This is a genomic window from Flavobacterium sp. Arc2 (assembly GCF_041431385.1).
GTDB lineage: Bacteria > Bacteroidota > Bacteroidia > Flavobacteriales > Flavobacteriaceae > Flavobacterium.
This window is the reverse complement of the sequence record NZ_JASMRH010000061.1, coordinates 1-1,530: the sequence shown is the minus strand read 5'-3', so window position 1 is coordinate 1,530 and position 1,530 is coordinate 1. Positions and strand designations below refer to the sequence as shown.

Sequence of the window (1,530 nt, the reverse complement as noted above, 5' to 3'; positions counted from 1 at the left end):
GGGTTCGGAAAATCGACTTTTTCTTGTTCAGATTATCTAACCTTTTTGGATAATCCCCAACTTTTGCGCTTGATCCCATTAAGTGCTTATTTTCAGTTAGTTTTGTTTATTTTTATCACAACTAAATGATTCCACTATGTCTACTTTTATTTACATCTTATCGGTAATTTTGATTTTTGGAAAAATAGTTATTCCTGTTTACCTATTATTCAGATGGTTTTTCATTATCAAACCTCTTCTTGTAAACTTGTATTCTGATGAAAAATTCAGCTTTTATAACGGTATTAATAAAAGTAGATTAATCATTTTGACTGTGATCTTAACTTTATCATTTTTCATTAGTAAGATTCTTAGTAGTGAAGTATCCGGCACTCCGGATATTTATAACTCAGCTTTTAATCTTTGCATTATCGTTTTTACACAGTGTATATTGTTTTTTATGTTTGAGTTAAAAACTCCAAAAAATATCTTTACATTGGTTAAACATTATTTCCAAAACCCTAAAGAAATATTCAAATCAAAAGAACTTGTCTTTCAAGAAGATTTGATGGTTCAACCAATAATCAAAAATGGGGTTAATTTTAAAGATACAATTAACTTAACTGTTGGAGATGTTGTCAAACAGGTTCATGCAAGAGAATTTGAGGTGATAATAGGAAAGTATCGGTATATATTTAAGGATAATTCTTCTATCGATAATCTTTATAGACTTTGTAACGGAATAGAAATTAAAGAAAAATCGATTGTAATAAATATTGATAATAAAAAATATTCAAAACAGTATGTAGTTGAAATAATAGCTGCTCTTTTCAACATAAAACGCAACTGGAATTCTGAACTTAAAGACCGAACGAATACAAAAATTATTAGCTTCTTGAACTCCTATTTTCTGATTAATGAAGGAGTTAAAAGTTTGCATATTAACGATTTTACAAGGTTATTTGAAAAAACGGATTAGACAGAATGTAAAATTTGATTACTAAGCTTTGTTTTGTGAAAACAAAAATAAGCTATAGTGATCCATAATGCTGGACAATTAGTTATTATGGTTTATTTTTCATGTGTAAATCTTTCTTACACGATTTTTTAGTATGATAAACTGCTCTAAACTTGTCTCATAATTCGAAAAACATAGAATCATGGAAACAAGTAATTTTACTTCTAAAATTGATCGATTAGAATTGATCATATTGGACTTAGCAAAGAAACAAGATGCCTTTATTGAAAAAGCATTGATGAAATTATCTTTAAATAGTAAAGATATTTACTCCTCTGAGGAAGCTGCGGAATTCTTATCAATCGAGGTTAAGTATATCTATCAACTCACTCACCAACGAAAGATTAGGTATACAAAGAAAAAGGGTCAAAAGAAAATCTATTTTAGAAAGGCCGATCTGATCGATTATTTAAATGGAGATGTTATCAGTACTTCTGAGGATCTTGAAAGGGCTAATTGGAAAAACCGGTCAAATTGACCACCCAATTCCAGTGCAAATTGACCACCAGTTCCGGAGTAAACTGACCACCCTA

2 protein-coding genes are annotated in these 1,530 nt (G+C 29.3%); both read left to right on the top strand.

Features of this window, described 5'->3' with window-relative positions; translation table 11 throughout:
- Positions 1-136 precede the first annotated feature (136 nt).
- Entirely contained in the window at positions 137-958 is an 822-nt protein-coding gene (locus QO182_RS19420) for a hypothetical protein (RefSeq protein WP_371563709.1), read from the top strand.
- A 181-nt stretch (positions 959-1,139) separates the two neighbouring features.
- Positions 1,140-1,475: a helix-turn-helix domain-containing protein gene (locus QO182_RS19415; protein WP_371563707.1), complete on the top strand. Its 336-nt coding sequence runs from the start codon at positions 1,140-1,142 to the stop codon at positions 1,473-1,475.
- The last annotated feature ends 55 nt before the right edge of the window (positions 1,476-1,530 follow it).

What these genes read in the sequence shown, in the direction of transcription:
- QO182_RS19420 (WP_371563709.1), top strand. Translation starts at nt 137, where the DNA reads ATGTCTACTTTTATTTACATCTTATCGGTAATTTTGATTTTTGGAAAA.
- QO182_RS19415 (WP_371563707.1), top strand. Translation starts at nt 1,140, where the DNA reads ATGGAAACAAGTAATTTTACTTCTAAAATTGATCGATTAGAATTGATC.